The organism is Marmoricola sp. URHA0025 HA25 (genome assembly GCF_054059435.1).
In genome coordinates, this window is the sequence record NZ_JBSSCD010000001.1 from 4,364,785 (window position 1) to 4,384,509 (window position 19,725).

At 71.6% G+C, this 19,725-nt stretch carries 17 protein-coding genes; 10 read left to right on the top strand and 7 right to left on the bottom strand.

The genetic code is table 11. The features are described 5' to 3' along the window. Position 1: 1 nt before the first annotated feature. Both ACVW00_RS21510 and ACVW00_RS21515 read right to left on the bottom strand, forming a co-directional pair. Positions 2-430: a Crp/Fnr family transcriptional regulator gene (locus tag ACVW00_RS21510; RefSeq protein ID WP_457112932.1), complete on the bottom strand. Its 429-nt coding sequence runs from the start codon at positions 428-430 to the stop codon at positions 2-4. A gap of 143 nt (positions 431-573) precedes the next feature. Next, positions 574-1,164: a hypothetical protein gene (locus ACVW00_RS21515; protein WP_457112933.1), complete on the bottom strand. Its 591-nt coding sequence runs from the start codon at positions 1,162-1,164 to the stop codon at positions 574-576. 81 nt (positions 1,165-1,245) lie between these two features. Here ACVW00_RS21515 and ACVW00_RS21520 point away from each other — a divergent pair, with 81 nt between their 5' ends. Then, positions 1,246-4,374: an ATP-binding protein gene (locus tag ACVW00_RS21520; protein ID WP_457112934.1), complete on the top strand. Its 3,129-nt coding sequence runs from the start codon at positions 1,246-1,248 to the stop codon at positions 4,372-4,374. A gap of 9 nt (positions 4,375-4,383) precedes the next feature. On the opposite strand, the gene ACVW00_RS21525 is transcribed toward ACVW00_RS21520, so the two are convergent. Both ACVW00_RS21525 and ACVW00_RS21530 read right to left on the bottom strand, forming a co-directional pair. Further along, on the bottom strand, positions 4,384-5,238 hold the full coding sequence (locus ACVW00_RS21525; RefSeq protein WP_457112935.1) for an ABC transporter permease: 855 nt from the start codon (positions 5,236-5,238) through the stop codon (positions 4,384-4,386). After that, on the bottom strand, positions 5,235-6,266 hold the full coding sequence (locus tag ACVW00_RS21530; RefSeq protein WP_457112936.1) for an ATP-binding cassette domain-containing protein: 1,032 nt from the start codon (positions 6,264-6,266) through the stop codon (positions 5,235-5,237). The genes ACVW00_RS21525 and ACVW00_RS21530 overlap by 4 nt, the downstream gene beginning before the upstream one ends. 172 nt (positions 6,267-6,438) lie before the next feature. Here ACVW00_RS21530 and ACVW00_RS21535 point away from each other — a divergent pair, with 172 nt between their 5' ends. From ACVW00_RS21535 to ACVW00_RS21570, 8 genes are all read left to right on the top strand, one after another. Then, entirely contained in the window at positions 6,439-7,071 is a 633-nt protein-coding gene (locus tag ACVW00_RS21535) for a TetR/AcrR family transcriptional regulator (protein ID WP_457112937.1), read from the top strand. Further along, the gene (locus tag ACVW00_RS21540) at positions 7,068-7,889 is read left to right on the top strand and encodes a TIGR03084 family metal-binding protein (RefSeq protein WP_457112938.1); all 822 of its coding nucleotides are present in this window, start codon (positions 7,068-7,070) and stop codon (positions 7,887-7,889) included. Before ACVW00_RS21535 ends, ACVW00_RS21540 begins: the two co-directional genes overlap by 4 nt. Beyond that, entirely contained in the window at positions 7,882-9,636 is a 1,755-nt protein-coding gene (locus ACVW00_RS21545) for an acyclic terpene utilization AtuA family protein (protein WP_457112939.1), read from the top strand. Before ACVW00_RS21540 ends, ACVW00_RS21545 begins: the two co-directional genes overlap by 8 nt. Before the next feature lie 109 nt (positions 9,637-9,745). Then, positions 9,746-10,888 (top strand): acyl-CoA dehydrogenase family protein, encoded by a 1,143-nt coding sequence (locus ACVW00_RS21550; RefSeq protein WP_457112940.1) that lies wholly within the window; start codon positions 9,746-9,748, stop codon positions 10,886-10,888. Beyond that, complete coding sequence (locus ACVW00_RS21555) at positions 10,885-12,480, top strand: acyl-CoA carboxylase subunit beta (RefSeq protein ID WP_457112941.1); 1,596 nt, start codon at positions 10,885-10,887, stop codon at positions 12,478-12,480. Before ACVW00_RS21550 ends, ACVW00_RS21555 begins: the two co-directional genes overlap by 4 nt. A gap of 11 nt (positions 12,481-12,491) precedes the next feature. Continuing rightward, complete coding sequence (locus ACVW00_RS21560) at positions 12,492-14,453, top strand: ATP-binding protein (RefSeq protein ID WP_457112942.1); 1,962 nt, start codon at positions 12,492-12,494, stop codon at positions 14,451-14,453. Next, positions 14,450-15,610, top strand: a complete 1,161-nt coding sequence (locus tag ACVW00_RS21565; protein ID WP_457112943.1) for an acyl-CoA dehydrogenase family protein — start codon at positions 14,450-14,452, stop codon at positions 15,608-15,610. Before ACVW00_RS21560 ends, ACVW00_RS21565 begins: the two co-directional genes overlap by 4 nt. Positions 15,611-15,765: 155 nt before the next feature. After that, positions 15,766-16,512: an enoyl-CoA hydratase-related protein gene (locus ACVW00_RS21570; RefSeq protein ID WP_457112944.1), complete on the top strand. Its 747-nt coding sequence runs from the start codon at positions 15,766-15,768 to the stop codon at positions 16,510-16,512. Here the strand turns inward: ACVW00_RS21570 and ACVW00_RS21575 are convergent. From ACVW00_RS21575 to ACVW00_RS21585, 3 genes are all read right to left on the bottom strand, one after another. Continuing rightward, positions 16,509-17,108: a hypothetical protein gene (locus ACVW00_RS21575; RefSeq protein ID WP_457112945.1), complete on the bottom strand. Its 600-nt coding sequence runs from the start codon at positions 17,106-17,108 to the stop codon at positions 16,509-16,511. The genes ACVW00_RS21570 and ACVW00_RS21575 overlap by 4 nt on opposite strands. Before the next feature lie 95 nt (positions 17,109-17,203). Continuing rightward, the gene (locus tag ACVW00_RS21580) at positions 17,204-17,770 is read right to left on the bottom strand and encodes a hypothetical protein (RefSeq protein WP_457112946.1); all 567 of its coding nucleotides are present in this window, start codon (positions 17,768-17,770) and stop codon (positions 17,204-17,206) included. Positions 17,771-17,829: 59 nt separating this feature from the next. Beyond that, positions 17,830-19,056: a cytochrome P450 gene (locus ACVW00_RS21585; protein WP_457112947.1), complete on the bottom strand. Its 1,227-nt coding sequence runs from the start codon at positions 19,054-19,056 to the stop codon at positions 17,830-17,832. 57 nt (positions 19,057-19,113) lie between these two features. Between ACVW00_RS21585 and ACVW00_RS21590 the strand changes: the two genes are divergently transcribed. Further along, positions 19,114-19,713, top strand: a complete 600-nt coding sequence (locus tag ACVW00_RS21590) for a TetR/AcrR family transcriptional regulator (RefSeq protein ID WP_457112948.1) — start codon at positions 19,114-19,116, stop codon at positions 19,711-19,713. Positions 19,714-19,725 lie beyond the last annotated feature (12 nt).

The window sequence follows — 19,725 nt, forward strand, 5'->3', positions numbered from 1 at the left end:
GTCAGCTGCCCTGGTCGCGAGCGATCCGCTCCTCGACGGCGCCCATGAGCGCGTCGCGGAAGTGCGGGATCTTCTCGGTGAGGGAGGCGACGGTCTCGTCGGTGAAGTGCAGGACCTCGAGCGGAGTGGCGGCGACGACCGTCGCGGAGCGGAGCCGGTGGTTGACCAGCGCCATCTCGCCGATCACCTCGCCGGCGCCGAGCCGGGCGACCTCCTCGCCGTGCTGGCGCACCGAGACCTCGCCGGAGAGGATCAGGTACGCCTTGTCCGCCGGTTGCTGCTCGACCATCAGCGCCCAGTTGGCCGGCACGGTCAGGTACCTCGCCGCCTCGACGACCTGCTGCATCTCGGCGGGCGTGAAGTCCTGGAACCGGTTGACCCTGGCCAGCTCCTCGATCCGCTTCTCGTCTGCGGACTGCTTGCCATGCATCCAAGGACTCCTCTCGCGTCGACCACATCTCGGCCGAGAAAGTCCCTCCCTTGTCGAAGATTGTGTGGGGTAGACGAGGTCCGTGTCCATCACCCGGAGGTGCTAGGTGACCCGGCAGTAGCCTGCGAACCCCGCCGCGGAGGTCAGCTGCCGCCGTGGAACACGTCGGTGCGCGCGCCGTACAGGGCGAAGCCGAGCGACACGACGAGCAGCACCAGCCAGGCCCGCTCGAGGAACCGAACGGTCAGGTCGCGCTGCTCGCGGGTCGGCTCCGCGACCGTCCGGTGGAGCACGAGCAGCACCAGCCCGCTGAAGGCCAGGCCGATGACCGTGGCCGTCGCACCCCACGCCCAGCCCTCGCTGAGCGGGTCGCCGACCAGGGCGCCGGTGCCGAACTGGCTGTTCACGCTCGTGGTGCGCGCGGGGAGCACGAACATGCTCAGGCCGATCCAGCCGGCCAGCACCAGGCTGCGGTCCCTGCGCTGCCGGGGACGGAGCCGGCGCCGCTCGTGCCAGGTGATCATCGTCAGCACGGCCGGTGGTGCCGCGACCAGCCAGCCGATGAAGCGCCAGCCCTGCGTCGTGGTCGGCGTGTCCAGCAGCTTCATGGCGATGTCCTCGCCGTAGATCCGCCCCAGAGCGGTGAAGAGCACGGCGAACCCGACGACCGCGAGCACGAAGCGGCGGATGTCCTTCCGGTCGTCCACCTCGCTCACCTCACGGGTCATGGTCACCGGGACGAATGTACTGGGCCCGCGCCCGGCCGCCCGAATCGAGCGTGCGCGGCCCCCGGGGTCCCTCCCTACACTGACCGGGTGCCGATCGTGCTCTCGCTGCTCGACGGGGTGCGCTGGCAGGGCGAACCCGTCGTCGGCGAGCGCCCCGGTGCGCTGCTGGCCGCGCTGGCCTCCTGCCGGGCGGTGGCCTCGGAGCGCCTGGTCGAGCAGGTGTGGTCCGACGACCCGCCCGCGAACCCGGCCAAGGCTCTCCAGGTGCTGGTCTCCCGTGTGCGCGCGACCTGCGGCGCCGACTCCGTGGTGCTGGCCGGCGAGGGATACCGGCTGGGCCTCGCGGCAGACCAGGTGGATGCCCTGGTGGTCCGGTCGGAGACCGACGCTGCCTGCGCCACCCTGTCCGATGACCCGTGGGCCGCGTCCGAGCACGCGCGCGCCGCACTTGCGCTCGGCGAGACCCTGACCACCGGCAACGACGTCGCCGGCCCTCTCGCGGAGGTACGCCGCGAGGCCCGCGCCGCACTCGCCAGGGCCCGTCAGGTGGTCGCGCAGGCGGCGAGCCGCTCGGGCGCCCACGAGGAGGCTCTGCCCGCGCTCGAGGACGCCATCGCCGCGCAACCCGACGACGAGGCGCTGCTGGCGGACCTCCTGCGCAGCCTCGGCGAGGTGCGCGGCGCCGGCGCTGCCCTGGAGCGGTTCGAGCGCTACCGGTCCGACCTGCGCGACCGGCTCGGCAGCGATCCCGGACCGGCGCTCCAACGGCTGCACCAGCAGCTGCTCTCGCTGGACAGCCCCGTGCGCGAGGGCGTGCACTTCGAGGCCACCGCGCTGCTGGGGCGTGGCGACGACCTCCGCCGGCTGCGCGCCGCGCTGGTGGCGTCCCGGGTGGTGTCCATCGTCGGCGCCGGTGGGCTCGGCAAGACCCGGCTCGCGCACGTGCTCGGGCGCAGCGCCGCGCAGCCGGTCGTGCACTTCGTCGAGCTGGTCGGCGTCACCGCGCCGGAGGACGTGGTGGGCGAGATCGGCTCCGCCCTCGGCGTCCGCGACTCGGTGAGCGGCCGCAGGACCCTGACGCCCGAGCAGCGCGCCGACGTACGCGCCAGGATCGCGCAGCACCTCGACCTGGCACCGAGCCTGTTGATACTGGACAACTGCGAGCACGTCGTCGACGCGGTCGCCGACCTGGTGGCCTATCTGGTCGCGACCACGCGCGAGCTGCGCGTGCTCACCACGACCCGCGCGCCGCTGGCGATCGCGGCCGAGCGCGTCTACGCCCTCGGTGAGCTCGGTCTCGAGGACGCGGTCGAGCTGTTCGAGCAGCGCGCCGCCGCCGCTCGACCCGACGTCGCCCTGCACCGGGCCGAGGTGGTCTCCGTGGTGGAGCGGCTGGACGGCCTGCCGCTGGCGATCGAGCTGGCCGCCGCCAAGGTCCGGGTGATGGCCGTCGCCGACATCGGCCGGCGGCTGGAGAACCGGTTCGCCCTGCTGGTCGGCGGTGACCGGAGCGCCCCGGACCGGCACCGGACCCTGCTCGCGGTGATCGACTGGTCCTGGAACCTGCTGGCCGAGCCCGAGCGCCGCGCGCTGCGCTGGCTGTCGGTCTTCCACGACGGGTTCACCCTCGAGGCGGCCGAGACCGTTCTCGGGCCGGAGGCCCTGGACGTGGTCCAGGAGCTGGCCGACCAGTCGCTGGTCTCGGTGGTCGAGGTCGTCGGCGGCGTCCGCTTCCGGATGCTCGAGACGGTGCGCGAGTTCGGCCGGCTCCGGCTTGCCGAGAGTGGCGAGGAGGCCGATGCGGCCCTCGCCCACCGCCACTGGGCGGTGGGGTACGCCGACGTGAACAGCGCCGCGCTGATGGGCCCGGGCCAGTTCGCCGCGGTCGATGCGCTCCGTGCGGAGGAGAACAACCTTGCCGACGTGCTCCGCCAGGCCCTCGCCGACCCGGACCCCGAGACGGTCGTCCGGATCCTCGCCGCGCTCGGGTCCTACTGGATGATCCTCGGTGACCACGCCCGGGTCTTCGTGCTCGCCGAGGCCGTCGCGGATGCGGTCAGGGGCTGGACGCCGCCGCCGGCCGCGGCCGACGCGGCCCGGATCGCGATCGCGGTGACGGTCAACAACGCGATGATCGGCAACTCCACCTACGTCGAGGAGCTCCGCGCCCACCTGCGCGAGATCGGACCGGGTGAGAACGGGCGGATTGCCGCGCTCGTGACCGTGATGCAGATCTTCGAGCCGAGCCAGGCCGCCAGGTTCGTCGAGCAGCTGCAGGAGCTGGCCGCCAGCCCGGACCCACACGTGGCGATCACCGCGCTGCAGTGGAGCAGTCATGCGCAGGAGAACATCGGCGACCCGGTCAACGCCCTGGACTCGACGGAGCGGGCGATCCGGCTCACCGATGCGGAGGACGGGCCGTGGATGCGCGCCATCCTGCACACGCAGGCAGCCCAGCTCGCGATGCAGCTCGGCCGCGTCGAGCAGGCGGTGGAGCACGCCCGGCTTGCGCTGCCGGTGCTCGACCGCCTCGGTGCGCGCGACGACTCACTGCAGCTGCGCTCGCTGTTCGCGCTCTCGGCCATCGCCGAGGGCGACCTGGACCGGGCCGAGACGGAGCTCGCGAAGCTGACGCTCGAGGACACCGACAACGTCTTCGGCGGCGGGCTCGTGATCGACCTGGCCTCCGCGGAGATGGCGCTGGCCCGCGGCGACGTCGACACCGGGCTCGAGCGCTACCGAGCCGCGGTGGTCCGCGTCCACGAGCTGACCTTCCCCGGGCTGCCACCGACCGGGATGGAGCCCTGGGTGCTGTTCGCGGAGTCGACCGCCCTGACGGCGTACGCCTATCACCGGCCCGAGGACGACGGCTATGCACCGGGACTCTTCCGCTCGGGCCTCGACCGCCTGGGCTCGGTGCTCGACCCGGACTATCCCTACCTGGACTACCCGGTCTGCGGGCTCAGCTGCTTCGCCCTGGGGCTCTGGGGTGCGCTCGCGAAGGCGCTCCCGCTCGACGAGGCCGTCCGCCTGCTGGTGCTCGCAGACCGGTTCGCCTACAACCGCAGCATCCCGACGATGGCCTGGTCGCGGCTGGTCGCACAGATGGACGAGCTCGCTCCGGGCCGGCTCGCGGCGGTCGACGCCGAGTACGGCGCACGACGAGGCCCGGACCTCCTGGCGGAGACCCGGGCGTTCGTCGCGACGCTCCGCTAGGTTCGCGGCTCAGAGGTGCCGCTTGTAGCTGCGCACCGAGAGCGGCGCGAAGATCGCGACCACGACGACGCAGCCGAACAGCGCCCAGCCGACGTTGGCGGTGACCTGCCCCTCGTTCATCAGGTCGCGCACCGCGGTGACCACGTGAGAGACCGGGTTGACCTTCACGAACGCCTGCAGCCAGCCGGGCATGGTGTCCTCCTTGACGAAGGCGTTCGACATGAAGGACAGCGGGAACATGATCATCATCGAGATGCCCTGGACCGCCTGGGCGGAGCGCGCGATGGTGCCCAGCCAGGTGAAGATCCAGGCCAGCGACCAGGCCGCGACGATGGTGAGCGCCCAGCCGCCCAGCGTGCCGAGGAACCCGCCGCCCGGGCGGTAGCCGATCGCGAGGCCGACGAGGATCGTCAGCGTCGCGGCGATGACGTAGCGGATCACGTCGGCCAGGGCCGGCCCGGCGAGCGGGGCGATCCGGGCGATCGGCAGCGACTTGAACCGGTCGAAGACGCCCTTGTCCATGTCCTCGCGCAGCTGGGTGCCCATCGCCATGCACGCGGTCAGCGCCGTCTGGGCGAGGATGCCGGGGATGATGATCGGCATGTAGTTCGACACGCTGCCCGAGATGGCGCCGCCGAAGATGTAGGTGAACATCGCGGTGAAGAGCAGCGGCTGGATGATCACGTCGAAGAACTGCTCGGGGTTGCGGCGCATCTTTGTGGTCGACCGCCAGGCCATGGTCACCGTCTGGCTGACCGTTTCCTGCAGGGAGGGGCGCGGCCGGGTCGCGGCGACCACGTCCATCGGGTCGCCGATCGGCTCGCGGGTCGGGGCGAGGGTCGGGTGGATCGTCTGGGTGCTCATCGAGCGACCTCCAGTTCGGGCTGGTCGGAGTGGTCGAGATCGGTGCCGGCGTTGCCTGCCTGGCCGGTGTCGTGGCCGGTGATCGCCAGGAAGACCTCGTCGAGGGTCGGCTTGGCGACGCTGACGGAGGTGATCGAGACACCGGACTGGCGCAGGGCGATCAGGACGTCGGCCGCGCGGTCGGCCTCGTCGAGGGCGACGTTCATCCGGCCGGCTCTGCCGTCCTTCTGGGGTGGCGTCAGCACCGGCTCCTCGCCGAGCAGCCGCCGCACGACGCCGATGGCCAGCGCCTGGTCGGCGTCGTGGGCGAGCTGCAGCTGGAGCGTCGAGTCGCCGACGGAGGACTTGAGCTCGTCGGGGGTGCCCTCCGCGACCTTGCGACCACGGTCGATCACCGCGATCCGGTCGGCGAGCTGGTCGGCCTCGTCGAGGTACTGCGTCGTGAGGAGAATCGTCGACCCGTCGGCCACCAGGCCGCGGATCGTCTCCCACATCTGACCGCGGGTACGCGGGTCGAGGCCGGTGGTGGGCTCGTCGAGGAAGATCAGCGGCGGCCGGTTGATCAGGCTCGCAGCCAGGTCGAGGCGGCGGCGCATGCCGCCGGAGAACTGGCTGATCGGCTTGTCCGCGGCCTCCTCCAGCGCAAACTGGCCGAGCAGCCTGTCGGCGGTGGCGCGCGCCTCCTTGCCGGACACGCCCAGCAGCCGCCCGAAGAGCCAGAGGTTCTCGCGGGCCGTCAGGTTCTCGTCGACCGAGGCGTACTGCCCGGTCACGCCGAGGAGCTGGCGGATCCGGTGGGGCTCCCGGCGTACGTCGACCCCGAAGATCGCCGCCCGGCCCTCGTCGATGGAGAGGAGGGTGGCGAGCATGCTGAGCATCGTCGTCTTGCCGGCGCCGTTCGGTCCGAGGACGCCGAAGACCTCGCCGCGGCGTACCTCGAGATCGACGCCGTCGACGGCCCGGAAGTCACCGAAGGCCTTCACCAGGCCACTGGCCTGGACGGCGTGGGGGGCTGGTCGCAAAGTCATGGGTTCTCCTTCGTGACCGCCGCCGACGGTTGCGGCGACCGGTCACGAGAACCTTCGACCTCGCGGGTTTCACCGTGCCTTCACGGTGGTTTCACCAGGTTGCACCGGTCAGAACGGCCAACACAAAAAGTCAGTCTTGACTGTTTGTTGGTGCAGCGGTGAGGATGACGGCATGACCGACGGCGGCGTCGCCCGCGCGACCGCGACCAGGGTGCCCCAGGAGGAGCGCACCCGTGCGATGCGCCGGCGCCTGCTCGAGGCCACCCTGCAGTGCCTGGTCGAGGGTGGCTGGAGTGGTACGTCGACCACGCTGGTCTCCGAGCGGGCCGGGGTCAGCCGCGGTGCCCAGCTGCACCACTTCCCGACCAAGGCCGACCTCGTGGTCGCCGCCGTCGAGCACATCGCCACCCTCCGCCGCGACGAGCTCGCGGAGGCCGCGGCGGCGCTGCCGCGAGGCAAGGCTCGCACCCGCGAGGTCCTCGAGCTGCTCGGCGAGCACTTCACGGCCGACGTCTTCGCCGCCGCGCTGGAGCTCTGGGTCGCCGCGCGCACCGACCCGGCCCTGCTGGCGGCAGTCGGACCACTGGAGCGCCAGACCGGGCGCGAGACCCACCGGCTCACCGTCGAGATGCTCGACGTCGACGAGTCGCAGCCGGGTGCTCGCGAGCTGGTGCAGGCCACCCTCGACCTGATCCGCGGGCTCGGCCTGGCCGACACGATCAGCGACGACAAGGCGCGGCGCAGGCAGATCCTCGACCGCTGGGCCGAGGTCCTCGACGACGAGCTCCCGAGGAGGAACCGATGACCGCCGGCTCGAACCCCGTGCTCGACCAGGTGCTCGCCGACCTGACCGCGGAGGGCGACGCGCTCGAGGCAGTCGTGGCGCCGCTCGACGAGGACGGCTCGCGCACGCCGGTGCCCGCCGAGGGCTGGGACATCGCCACCACGATCGTGCACCTCGCCTGGACCGACGAGTGCGCGATCGCAGCCGGGACCGACAAGGTGGCCTGGGACGCGCTCGTGCTGCAGGCGATCGCCGACCCGCAGGGCTTCGTCGACGCGGAGGCCCTCGCGGGCGCGAAGGCGACCGGGGCGGAGATCCTCACGCGCTGGCAGGCGGGCCGGCCTGCGCTCGTCTCGATGCTGCGCGACCACCCCGAGGGCGAGAAGCTGCCCTGGTACGGGCCGCCGATGAGCCCGGCGTCGATGGGCACGGCGCGGTTCATGGAGACCTGGGCGCACGCGCTCGACGTGTACGACGCCCTGATCTCGACCGGCTCGATCACCGCGAGGCCCCAGCCCACCGACCGGATCCGGCACATCGCCCACCTCGGCGTGCGCACGCGCAACTACGCGTACGGGGTGCACGGGCTCGAGCCGCCGGCCGAGGAGTTCCGGGTCGTCCTGACGGCTCCGTCCGGCGAGACGTGGGCGTGGGGACCGGAGGACGCGGCCCAGACGGTCACCGGCCCGGCGTACGACTTCTGCCTGCGGGTCACCCAGCGCCGGCACCGCGACGACCTGGACCTGGTGGCGACCGGTCCCGATGCAGACCGCTGGCTCGACATCGCCCAGGCGTTCGCGGGTCCGGCCGGCAACGGACGGGAGCGGCTCGGTGGTTGAGCCTGTCGAGACCTCCGGCCGCGCCGGCACCGTCCGGATCGGCAACTGCAGCGGCTTCTACGGCGACCGGCTGTCCGCGATGCGCGACATGCTCGAGGGTGGTCAGCTCGACTACCTCACCGGCGACTACCTCGCCGAGCTCACCATGCTGATCCTCGGCAAGGACCAGCTGCGCGACGCGTCCCTCGGCTACGCGCGCACCTTCCTCACCCAGCTCACCGACACGATGAGTCTCGCCCTCGACCGTGGTGTGCGGATCGTCGCGAACGCCGGCGGCCTCAACCCCGCCGGCCTGGCGGAGAGGCTCGGCGAGGTGGCCGGCTCGCTCGGGCTCGCCCCGCGGATCGCCTGGGTCGACGGTGACAACCTCGCGCCCCGCGCCGCCGAGCTCGGCTTCGGTGGCGCGCTGACCGCGAACGCCTACCTCGGTGCGTTCGGCATCGCCCGCGCGCTGCAGGAGGGCGCGGACATCGTCGTCACCGGCCGCGTGACCGACGCCTCGCTGGTGGTCGGGCCTGCGGTCGCGCACCACGGCTGGTCGCGCACGTCGTACGACGAGCTCGCCGGCGCCGTGGTCGCCGGGCACATCGTCGAGTGCGGCACCCAGGCCACCGGCGGGAACTTCTCGGGCTTCCTCGACCTCGACCGCGACGCGAAGCCACTGGGCTTCCCCGTCGCCGAGGTCGACGCCGACGGCTCGTTCGTGGTGACCAAGCAACCGGGCACCGGCGGTGCGGTCTCCCTCGACACGGTCACCGCGCAGCTGCTCTACGAGGTGCAGTCGACGCACTACCTCGGGCCCGACGTGACCACCGACCTCGCCTCGATCCGGCTGTCCGAGGAAGGTCCCGACCGGGTGCGGGTCAGCGGTGTCCACGGCCTCGCGCCGCCGCAGCAGCTCAAGGTCTGCGTCAACGAGCTCGGCGGGTTCCGCAACCAGCTGGAGCTCGTGCTGACCGGGCTCGGCATCGAGGCGAAGGCCGCCTGGGTCCGGGCGCAGCTCGAGGCACGGCTGGCCGAGGCGCCGCCGCAGAGCGTCTCCTGGTCGCTGGGGGCGCACCCGACCCCCGATGCCGACACCGAGGAGGCGGCTTCGTGCCTGCTGCGCGTCGTCGTCAAGGACCCGTCGGCCGAGGTGGTCGGCAAGGCGTTCACTGCTGCCGCGGTCGAGCTCGCCCTCGCGTCGTACCCGGGCTTCACGCTCACCGCGCCGCCCGGACGCGGCTCTCCGTACGGCGTCTACCGGGCGGCGTACGTCGACCGCAGCGAGGTCGAGGAGACCGTGCACCTGTGGGACGGGCGCGAGCTGGTCGTCGACGGGCCGGGGTCTCGACAGGCTCAGCCATCGGTGGTCGAGCCTGTCCAAACCGCGCCGACGCCAGTTCCCGAGGACTCCCCGACCCGGTGCGTGCCCCTCGGCACGTTCGTGCACGCGCGCAGCGGCGACAAGGGCGGTGACGCGAACGTCGGCCTCTGGGTCGGTGGCCCTCGCGACGACCTCCGCGACCGCAGGGTCGCCTGGCTGCTGCACCTGATCACTCCCGACCACGTGCGGCGGCTCGTGCCGGAGGCCAAGGACCTCGACGTCGAGGTCTTCCCGCTGCCGAACCTCGGCGGGGTCAACGTCCTCATCCGCGGCCTGCTCGGCGAGGGCGTGGCGGCCAGCACCCGGTTCGACCCGCAGGCGAAGGCGGTCGGCGAGTGGCTGCGGTCGCGGCACGTGCATGTCCCCGAGGAGCTGGTGTGACCGGGGGCGGCGGCGGAATTCACTACGCCAGTAGTGAATTGGCTGCTTCCCGTATCCGATCGCGTACGGAAAGCCCGAATTCCGTACGGGAAGCAATGGGGGTACGCCGATGACGTTCCTCACCGACGACCGGCGTGCCCTCCAGGCGAGCACGCGCACCTTTGTGGAGCGCGAGGTGACACCCCACCTGCAGGAGTGGGAGGACGCCGGCGACATCCCCCGCTCGCTGCATCTCGCCGCTGCGAAGGCCGGCCTGCTCGGCCTCGGGTTCCCCGAGGACGCGGGCGGCGAGGGCGGAGACCTGCTCGACGTGACCGCGATGCAGGAGGCGTTCTTCGAGAGCGGCGGGTCGTCGGGGCTCGCGGCCGGTCTGTTCACCCACGGCATCGCGCTTCCGCACCTCGTCGCCAACGGCAGCGCCGACCTGGTCGACCGCTACGCCCGACCGACGCTCGCCGGCGAGCTGCTCGGCTCGCTGGCCGTGACCGAGCCGGGCGGCGGGTCCGACGTCGCCGGGATCCGCACGACGGCGGTGCGCGACGGTGACCACTACGTGATCAACGGCGCGAAGACGTTCATCACCAGCGGAGTGCGCGCGGACTACGTGACGACGGCTGTCCGCACCGGAGCGAAGGGCCATGCCGGCCTGTCGCTGATCGTCGTCGACAAGGACACGCCCGGCTTCACCGTCGACCGCTCGCTGCGGAAGATGGGATGGCACTGCTCGGACACCGCGGAGCTGTCGTACGTCGACGTGCGCGTCCCGGTGTCGAACCGCATCGGCGAGGAGAACTCCGGCTTCTACCAGATCGCCGAACAGTTCGTGGTGGAGCGGATCGGCCTGGCGGTGCACGCCTACGGCATCGCCGCGCGCAGCCTGGCGCTCACCACGGCGTACGCCAGGGAGCGGGAGACCTTCGGCAAGCCGCTGGTCGCCAACCAGGTCGTGCGCCACAAGCTCGTCGAGATGCACCGGCTGGTCGAGGTGGCGCGCACCTACACCCGTGAGGTGACCGCGCGCCACGTCGCCGGGGACGACGTCGTCGCCGAGGCCTGCCTGGCCAAGCAGACCGCGGTCGAGGCCTGCGAGGCCGTCGTCGACCAAGCGGTCCAGATCCACGGCGGCACCGGCTACATGCATGGGACCGAGGTCGAGCGGCACTACCGCGACTCCCGGATCCTGCCCATCGGAGGAGGTGCGACCGAAGTGCTCACCGACCTTGCTGCCCGGCTGCTGGGGTACGCGACATGACGAACCGCGAGGCGATGCTCGAGAAGCTCGCCGACCTCGACGCCCAGCACTCCGTCGCCGTCGCCGGAGGTGGCGAGAAGTACGTCGAGCGCCACCACGCGCGCGGCAAGCTGCTGCCCCGTGAGCGGATCGAGCTGCTCGTCGACCCCGGCTCGGCGTTCCTCGAGCTGTCGCCGCTGGCCGGCTGGGGCTCCGACTTCACGGTCGGGGCGAGCGTGGTCACCGGCATCGGCGTGATCGAGGGCGTGGAGTGCATGATCACCGCCAACGACCCGACCGTGAAGGGCGGCGCGTCGAACCCGTGGACGGTCAAGAAGATCTTCCGGGCGTCGCAGATCGCCGAGGAGAACCGGCTGCCCACCGTGGCGCTCGTCGAGTCCGGGGGCGCGGACCTGCCCACGCAGAAGGAGATCTTCATTCCGGGTGGCCGGCTCTTCCGCGACATCACCCGGTCGTCGGCGATGAAGCTGCCGACGATCGCGCTGGTCTTCGGCAACTCCACCGCCGGCGGCGCCTACGTGCCGGGCATGAGCGACTACACCGTGATGGTCAAGGAGCAGGCGAAGGTGTTCCTGGGCGGTCCGCCGCTGGTGAAGATGGCCACCGGCGAGGAGTCCGACGACGAGTCCCTGGGCGGCGCCGAGATGCACGCCCGGGTGTCCGGCCTGGCGGACTACCTGGCCGCGGACGAGCACGACGCGATCCGGATCGGGCGCCGGATCGTCGCGCGGCTGAATTGGCGGAAGCCCACAGAATTCACTACTGGCGTAGTGAATTCTGTGGCTGGCGTGACCTTCGCCGAGCCCGACGCCGACCCGGACGAGCTCCTCGACCTGATCCCGACCGACCTCAAGGAGCCGTTCGACCCGCGCGAGGTGATCTCCCGGATCGCCGACGGTCGCAGCAACACCAACGGCGCGGTCTTCGACGAGTTCAAGCCGCTCTACGGCAGCTCGCTGGTCACCGGCTGGGCGCGGATCCACGGCCACCAGGTCGGGATCCTCGCGAATGCGCAGGGTGTGCTGTTCTCGGAGGAGGCCCAGAAGGCGACCCAGTTCATCCAGCTGGCCAACCAGGTCGACGTACCGCTGCTGTTCCTGCACAACACCACCGGCTACATGGTCGGCGCCGAGTACGAGCAGGGCGGCATCATCAAGCACGGCGCGCAGATGATCAACGCGGTCAGCAACTCGAAGGTCCCGCACATCTCGGTGATCATGGGCGCGTCGTACGGCGCCGGCAACTACGGGATGAACGGGCGGGCTTACGACCCGCGCTTCCTCTTCACCTGGCCGAGCGCCAAGTCCGCGGTGATGGGCCCGGCCCAGCTCGCGGGCGTGCTCAGCATCGTGGCCCGGGCCGCCGCCGAGGCCAAGGGCAAGGAGTACGACAAGGAGGCGGACGCCGGGATGCGCGCCTTCATCGAGGCGTCCGTCGAGGAGCAGAGCCTGCCGTACTTCCTGTCCGGGATGCTCTACGACGACGGCGTCATCGACCCGCGGAACACCCGCGCCGTCCTGGGCATCTGCCTGTCCGTGATCGACAACGCGCCCGTCGAGGGCACGGACCGCTTCGGCGTGTTCAGGATGTAGGGGTCCCAGAGATGGTTTCGACACGCTCCACCACCGTGACGCGGATCCTTGTCGCCAACCGCGGCGAGATCGCGCGCCGCGTCTTCGCGACCTGCCGCCGCCTCGGCATCGGCACCGTTGCGGTGCACTCCGACGCCGACGCCGCGCTGCCGTTCGTCGACGAGGCCGACCTCGCCGTCCGGCTCCCGGGGAGCACACCGGCCGAGACCTACCTGCGCGGCGACCTGGTGGTCGAGGCAGCCCGGAAGGCCGGCGCCGACGCGATCCATCCCGGCTACGGCTTCCTGTCCGAGAACGCCGCCTTCGCGCGGGCGGTGGTCGACGCCGGGCTCACCTGGATCGGGCCGACCCCGGAGTCGATCGAGGCGATGGGCTCCAAGGTCGCCGCCAAGAAGCTGATGGCCGAGGCGGGGGTGCCGGTCTTCGGCGAGGTCGACCCGGCGGCGGCGACCGAGGCCGACCTGCCGCTGCTCGTGAAGGCATCGGCGGGAGGCGGCGGCCGCGGCATGCGGATCGTGCGCTCGCTGGACCGGCTCGGTGACGAGGTCGCCCGGGCCGCGGCCGAGGCGGAGTCCGCGTTCGGCGACCCGACCGTCTTCTGCGAGCCCTACCTCGAGCACGGCCGCCACGTGGAGGTCCAGGTGCTCGGCGACGGCCACGGCCGGGTCCTCGTCCTCGGGGACCGCGACTGCTCGCTGCAGCGTCGCCACCAGAAGGTGGTCGAGGAGGCGCCCGCCCCCGGGCTCTCGTCCGAGGTCCGCGAGAGGCTCCACGAAGGTGCGCGGCTGGCCGCGGAGGCGATCTCGTACGTCGGCGCCGGGACCGTGGAGTTCATGGTCTCGGGCGACAAGGTCTCGTTCCTGGAGATGAACACCCGGCTCCAGGTCGAGCACCCGGTGACCGAGGCCGTGTTCGGCATCGACCTGGTGGAGCAGCAGATCCGGATCGCCGAGGGCCAGGCCGTGCCGCACGCACCGACGGATCCTCGCGGCCACGCGGTGGAGGTCCGCCTCTACGCCGAGGACCCGGCGGCGGACTACCAGCCGCAGAGCGGGCGGCTGGACACCTTCGAGATCCCGACCGAGCTCGAGTTCGAGCAGTTCCGCACCTACGGGAGCCGCCTCGACAGCGGCTTCGTCTCCGGCAACGAGGTCGGCACCCACTACGACGCGATGCTGGCCAAGGTGATCGTCTGGGGACCCAGCCGTGAAGCGGCCTTCCGCACCCTCGCCGGCGTGCTGGCACGGTCGAGGATCCACGGGCCGGTGACCAACCGCGACCTCCTGGTGCGGCTGCTCCGGGACGACAGCGTGCTGTCGGGCGAGGTCGCGACCGACTTCCTCGAGTCCTACGACCTGGCCGGGCCGGAGCGCTCCGACCACGGCCTGTGCGAGGCCGCGGCGATCGCGCTGGCCGAGCGCGACGGGGCGAATCGTCGGGTCCAGCAGGGGATCCCGGTGGCGTGGCGCAACGTCGTGTCGCAGCCCCAGCTCACCCGGCTCGCCCGGCCGGACGGCAGCGAGCTCGACGTCGAGTGGTTCGGCGGGCGCGACGGCTACTCGTTGCCCGACGGGCCGAGGGTGGTCGAGGCGAGCCCGTCGCGCGTGGTCCTCGACCACGACGGCCTGCGGATCGGCTACGACGTGGTCCTGCGCGAGGACGTCGTCCACGTGGACTCGGGCACGGGTTCGGCGACGTACCGGGTGGTGCCGCGGTTCGTCGACCCGGCGGAGCAGCTCAGCGCAGGCTCGCTGCTCGCGCCCATGCCCGGCACGGTGATCGCGGTCCACGCGGAGTCGGGGACGACCGTCGAGGCCGGGCAGGTCCTGCTCGTGCTCGAGGCGATGAAGATGCAGCACACGATCAACGCTCCGGCGAGCGGCGCGGTCGACGTCGCCGTGCAGGTCGGGCAACAGGTCTCGGCGGGCGACGTGCTCGCCGTCGTGACGTCAGATGAAGGAGAAGAAGGATGACCGCGTTCACCGAGTCGGAGGAGCGCCTGGAGCTGCGGCGCCAGGTCGCCAAGCTGGCCTCGACGTACGGCCGGGAGTACTTCACCGACAAGGCCCGCTCGGGTGAGAAGACCACCGACCTGTGGCTGGCCATCGGGAAGGCCGGCTACCTGGGGGTCAACATCCCCGAGGAGTACGGCGGCGGGGGTGGCGGCATCGGAGACGTGGCCGCGGTCTGCGAGGAGCTTGCCGCGCAGGGCTGCCCGCTGCTGATGATGGTGGTGTCCCCGGCGATCTGCGGCACCGTGATCTCGCGCTTCGGCACGGCTGCCCAGAAGGAGCGGTGGCTGCCCGGGATCGCCGACGGCACCTCGACGATGGCCTTCGCCATCACCGAGCCCGATGCGGGGACCAACTCCCACAACATCACCACGACGGCGCGGCGCGACGGCGACGAGTGGGTGCTCAAGGGCCAGAAGATCTTCATCTCCGGCGTCGACGAGGCCGACAACGTGCTCGTCGTCTCGCGGACCGCCGACGCGAAGACGGGCAAGCTCAAGCCGTGCCTGTTCGTCGTACCGACCGACGCGAAGGGCTTCGAGTACACCGCGATCCCGATGGAGATCGTCAGCCCCGAGAAGCAGTTCCAGGTGTTCATCGACGACGTCCGGCTCCCCGCCGACGCGCTGGTCGGCGACGAGGACGCCGGGCTCGTCCAGCTCTTCGCCGGCCTGAACCCGGAGCGGATCATGGCGGCGTCCTTCTCGACCGGCCTGGCCCGGCACGCCCTGGAGCGTGCGGTCGAGTACGTCAAGGGCCGCGAGGTCTTCGGTGCACCGATCGGCTCGCACCAGGGCCTCGCGCACCCACTCGCGCAGACGAAGATCGAGATCGAGCTGGCGCGGCTGATGACCCAGAAGGCCGCGGCGCTCTACGAGGCCGGGGACGACATGGGTGCCGGCGAGGCGGCGAACATGGCCAAGTACGCGGCCGCCGAGGTGGCCTGTGCCGCTGCGGACGTTGCCGTGCAGTCCCACGGTGGCAACGGCATCACCCAGGAGTACGGCGTCGCCGGCCTCCTCGTCGCCGCGCGCGCCGGCCGGATAGCCCCGGTCAGCCGCGAGATGATCCTGAACTACGTCGGCATGCACTCCCTGGGCCTGCCGAAGTCCTACTGAAAGACTCGTCGAGTCGGGACTCCCTGACCGTTGAGTCGGGGGTCCCGGACCGGTGAGTACGGCGTACCTGCCCAGCGCACGGCAGGAACTCCCGATTCAATGGACAGGAACACCCAACTCGACGGGTAGTGGGACCCAACTCAACGAGGAGCCGGATGACCGAGCTGGTGCACTACGGGGTGGCCGACGGGGTCGCCACGATCACGCTGGACTCCCCGCACAACCGCAATGCGCTGTCGCGCCAGCTGGTGGGCGAGCTCTTCGAGCGCCTGGACCGGGCGGCGGGCGACGACCAGGCCAAGGTGGTGGTGCTGCGGTCGGCGGAGCGGGTGTTCTGCTCCGGCGCCGACCTGAACGAGGCGGCGGCCGGCTCGATGCAGGAGGGGGCGCGGGCGCTCGTCGACCTGCAGCGCCGGATCCTCAGCCACCCGTTGCCGGTCATCACCCGCCTGGCCGGGCCGGTGCGGGCCGGCGGCCTCGGGATCGTGGCCGCGAGCGACCTGGTGATCTGCAGCGACGAGGTCAGCTTCGCGTTCACCGAGTCGCGGCTGGCGCTGGCACCGGCGGTGATCTCGCTGACGGTGCTGCCGCGGCTGACCAGCCGGGCGGCGTACGACACCCTGCTGACCGGGCGCACGTTCGACGCGGCCGAGGCGGCAGCGATGGGCCTGGTCACGCGGTCGGTGCCCGACGCCCACCTGGACGAGGCGGTGAGCGCCGCGTGTGCGGACCTCGCGAAGGCGCATGCCCAGGGCCTGCGCGAGACGAAGGCCCTGCTCGCGCGGGGTCTCCTGGAGAACCTCGAAGCGGGCGCCGAGGACATGATCGCCCTCAGCGCCCGCCTCTTCGGCTCGGACGAGGCCCGCGAGGCGATGCTCGCGTTCCTGTCCAGACGTGCCTAGCGGTGGATCTTGGGGCTCAGTGCGAAGGAGTCCCGGAACCCGCCGAGGGTCTTGTACCCGTCGTCGTAGAAGAACTTCCCGGCCTCGTTGATCACGGTGGCGGCGCCGACCTTGATGACCTTGGGGTGGCCCAGGCAGGAGGACGGGACCTTCAGGACGACCGTGTGGCGCGTGTAGTCGATGTGGCGCCGGACGCTGCAGCGCACCTTCTTGAACTTCGGCGTGAACAGGTTGGCCTTGCCGGCCCAGTTGCCCGGTCCGGCGGTGACGACCGCGACCCGGTCGGCACCCTTGGTGGCGATGTAGGCCTCGTGGACCTGGTACTCGCCTGAGGTGTGCAGGTCGGCGAAGTGCAGGACGACCTTGACCTTCCGGGCGCTGTTGGTCGCTCGCACCGAGGTGATGTCACCGTTGCTCACGGTCGGCTCCGGGGTGGCGGGCGTGCCGACGGGCACGTTCGCGCTCCCGGTGATCGGCACGGACTGCACGTCGCCGGTCGTGTCGGTGTGGCTGGCCCCGTCAGCGAGGGCGGTGGCCGGGGCGAGCGCGACCGCGGCAGCGGCGGCGACGACCAGGGCGGAACGAACGAGTCTCATGGGATCTCCCGGGATCAGCGGTCCCTGTGACCGCAGCAGGCGGAAGCGTATGTCGCCCGGCGAACCAGTCGCTGGCATTTTCGGGAACTCCCGGTTCAGCGGTGCACCCGCCGGCCGTAGTGGAGGTCCGCGGAGTAGCCGGTGGCGCGGGCGTCGTCGACGTAGGCGTACTTGGCTCCGGCCACCGTGGTGCGGATGCCGACCCGGACCCAGCTGGCCCTGCCCAGGCACGTGCGTGGCATCCGCAGGCTCACCCGGTTCCGGTCGTAGTCGATGCGGTACGACACCGCGCAGGCGACGGCGAGCCCTCGTGGTGTCGTGACGACGGCGCTGCCCTCCCAGTGACCGGGGAAGGCGTCGATCTCGACCGAGCGGTCGCGCCGGTCAGAGGTGATCCCGACCAGGTGGAAGTTGCCGTTGCCGGTCATGGCGAGGTCCTGCAGCCGGTAGCGGATCCAGACCGCCCGTCGCGCGAAGCTCACCCGGGTCGAGAGGATGTCCCCCTGGACCTGGGTCGGCGCCGGTGCGTAGGCGTTGGCGCCCACCGGGCTCCGGGCGACGTCGCCCACCGGGTCGCGGTGGCGGACGATCTCGGCGGAGGCGGTGCCCGGCGCGGAGAGCAGGAGTACGCCGCACAGCGCGACGATCCAGCGAACCCTCATCCGACCTCCCGGGCCGCAGCGTAGAGGACGACCGAGCGCGGACCCGCACGCAGCGCCGGTCAGAGCGAAGCGACCGGCAGCGAGACCCATCCGCGCACGAACGCCGACTCGTGCCGCCGGCCGGCAGCCGGGTCGACGGCCACCTGTGGATGCGCGGCGAGCAGCTCCTCGAGCGCCACTCGAGCCTGGAGCCGGGCGAGGTGGCTCCCGACGCAGAAGTGCGGCCCGCTGCTGAAGGCGAGGTGGCGCGGGATCTCCCGCCGGACGTCGAGGACGTCGGCGTCCGGCCCGAACTCGCGCGGGTCGCGGTTCGCGGCGGCGTACAGCATCATCACCTTCTGCCCTGCCGGGATCGTGACGCCCCCGACGTCGGCGTCGGCCAGCGTCGTCCGCGCAAGGCCCTGCACGGAGGACTCCAGGCGCAGGAACTCGAGCAACGCGTTGGGGATCAGGCCCGGGTCGTCGAGAAGCAGCCGGCGCTGGTCGGGCGCCTCGCCGAGAAGCGTGACCGCGTGGGAGATCAGTGCCGCAGTGGTGTCGCTCCCGCCGGCGACGACCACGAAGCAGAAGCCGAGGATGTCCCAGTCGGAGAGCACCTCGCCGTCGAGCTCCGCGGCGACCAGCGCGCCGAGCAGGTCCTCCCGCGGACGGGCGCGCCGGTCGGCGATCGCGCCCGAGAAGTACTCCATCATCTCGGCCATCGCCTGGAGGGCTCCGGGACCTTCCTGGCCCGCGGCCAGGGCCGCGCTGCCGAAGCCGTCGTTCTGGAGCCGGGTCAGCGCGTGCACCCACGGGGCGAACAGCGCCCGGTCCTCCTCGGGCACGCCGAACAGCTCGGCCAGCACGTACGTCGGGACGGTGCTCGCGAACTCGGCGTGGAAGTCGACTGCCGCCCCGTCGGCGTGGCGCGCGGCCAGCTCGCCGAGGCGCGACCGGACGAAGGCGCGGATCCGGCCCTCGAGCGACATCACCCGCTTCGGCGTGAACCCCCGCCCGATCAGGGCTCGCAACCGCGGCTGGACCGGGGGATCGAGCATCACGATCGTCGGCGGGATGCCGAGCCGGCCGATCTCGTCCACGAAGAAGGTCAGACCGCTCGCCGACGAGAAGATCTCGGGTCGTCTCACCGCGTCCCACACGTCGTCGAACCGCGAGAGCGCCCAGAACGCGGGTGCCCGGTGGTCACCCGGGTGGTGGTGCACCGGGTCGTGGTCGCGCAGCCAGGCGTAGGCCGGGTAGGGGTCGGCCAGCACAGCGGGGTCAAGGGGGTCGTAGGCGACCGTCACGACTCACCTCCTCCTAACAACACCTGTTAATAACGCGCTTTGTTAGTATCAGCGACCATGGCCCGCGACGCAACCCGCACACGAGCTCGGCTGATCAGGGCGGGCGAGCGTCGCTTCGCCAGTGACGGCGTGAAGGGAGCACGGCTGGCCGACATCGTGCGCGACGCGGGCCAGGCGAACGACTCGGCCGTCGGCTACCACTTCGGCTCGAGGCAGGGGCTGCTCCGCGCCATCGTCGCCGGCCACCTCGCCGACATGGACGAGCGGCGCCGACCTCCCTCGCCGGATGCCGGCCTGCACGCGGTCGTGGTCGCGATCGTCGAGCCGACGGCAGCGCTGCTCGAGACCGAGTCGGGGCGGGACTTCCTGCAGATCATGGAACAGGTCTCGGACTGGTCCGGGGTAGGTGCCGGGCGTCCCAACCCGGTCCTGGCCGGCACGGTGCTCGAGGCACAGCTGCGCGGCCTCGGCACGCTCCTGGTCTCCGAGGTGGGTCCGGTGCTGGCGCGCGAGAGGACGGCCCTCATGGTGACCTTCCTCACCGGCGCACTGGCCGAGCGCGCTCGTTCCCGCGCGGCGGGGCGGCGGCAGCGTCTCAACCACGAGAAGTTCGTCTCGCACCTCGCGGATGTGCTCAGCGCGGCGCTCAGCGCCTGAGACTCTTCCTCA

Bases quoted from the DNA above. Each gene is read 5' to 3' on its own strand.
- ACVW00_RS21540 (WP_457112938.1), top strand. From the start codon at position 7,068: ATGACCGCCGGCTCGAACCCCGTGCTCGACCAGGTGCTCGCCGACCTG.
- ACVW00_RS21565 (WP_457112943.1), top strand. From the start codon at position 14,450: ATGACCGCGTTCACCGAGTCGGAGGAGCGCCTGGAGCTGCGGCGCCAG.
- ACVW00_RS21535 (WP_457112937.1), top strand. From the start codon at position 6,439: ATGACCGACGGCGGCGTCGCCCGCGCGACCGCGACCAGGGTGCCCCAG.
- ACVW00_RS21550 (WP_457112940.1), top strand. From the start codon at position 9,746: ATGACGTTCCTCACCGACGACCGGCGTGCCCTCCAGGCGAGCACGCGC.
- ACVW00_RS21580 (WP_457112946.1), bottom strand. From the start codon at position 17,770: ATGAGGGTTCGCTGGATCGTCGCGCTGTGCGGCGTACTCCTGCTCTCC.
- ACVW00_RS21560 (WP_457112942.1), top strand. From the start codon at position 12,492: ATGGTTTCGACACGCTCCACCACCGTGACGCGGATCCTTGTCGCCAAC.
- ACVW00_RS21530 (WP_457112936.1), bottom strand. From the start codon at position 6,266: ATGACTTTGCGACCAGCCCCCCACGCCGTCCAGGCCAGTGGCCTGGTG.
- ACVW00_RS21525 (WP_457112935.1), bottom strand. From the start codon at position 5,238: ATGAGCACCCAGACGATCCACCCGACCCTCGCCCCGACCCGCGAGCCG.
- ACVW00_RS21510 (WP_457112932.1), bottom strand. From the start codon at position 430: ATGCATGGCAAGCAGTCCGCAGACGAGAAGCGGATCGAGGAGCTGGCC.
- ACVW00_RS21570 (WP_457112944.1), top strand. From the start codon at position 15,766: ATGACCGAGCTGGTGCACTACGGGGTGGCCGACGGGGTCGCCACGATC.
- ACVW00_RS21575 (WP_457112945.1), bottom strand. From the start codon at position 17,108: ATGAGACTCGTTCGTTCCGCCCTGGTCGTCGCCGCCGCTGCCGCGGTC.
- ACVW00_RS21555 (WP_457112941.1), top strand. From the start codon at position 10,885: ATGACGAACCGCGAGGCGATGCTCGAGAAGCTCGCCGACCTCGACGCC.
- ACVW00_RS21590 (WP_457112948.1), top strand. From the start codon at position 19,114: ATGGCCCGCGACGCAACCCGCACACGAGCTCGGCTGATCAGGGCGGGC.